Annotated in this window: 1 protein-coding gene; it reads right to left on the bottom strand. The window is 50.0% G+C overall.

Going from position 1 to position 340, the window contains the following annotated elements; translation table 11 throughout:
• A partial coding sequence (locus tag EZM41_RS01280) for a hypothetical protein (RefSeq protein WP_198468626.1) occupies positions 1-244 on the bottom strand: 244 nt, incomplete at its 3' end.
• Between the last annotated feature and the right edge of the window lie 96 nt (positions 245-340).

Here is a 340-nt window from a genome sequence, read left to right as displayed (position 1 = left end):
TCATGTCTTTAAGTTCGTCGATAAAGGCAACCATCAATTTGCGCAACGCTAAACGAGCATCGCTCAAGTGCAAAAAGCACCACACCTGCGTATGATTTCGTTGGCACGGCGCAAGCTTAGCTTCTCTTAGCTCCAATTCCTCTCCCAAAACCCTACCCATCTCCTTGGAGTTCTGTAGGAGATTTTCTTCCTTATACACGTCTATTGTGGCTATGCCGGCGGCACAGCTTATGAAGATCGACAAGGTGCTACCCCCACCACAGCTATGTCTCTCTTTGAAGCCGCCCTCTTAAAACGATCTGGGTCGAGGATTATAGTGCGCCCGGCTTCCACGGCAAGG

Source organism: Acetomicrobium sp. S15 = DSM 107314, from assembly GCF_016125955.1.
GTDB classification, from domain to species: domain Bacteria; phylum Synergistota; class Synergistia; order Synergistales; family Thermosynergistaceae; genus Thermosynergistes; species Thermosynergistes pyruvativorans.
This window is presented reverse-complemented; position numbering and strand designations above follow the sequence as displayed.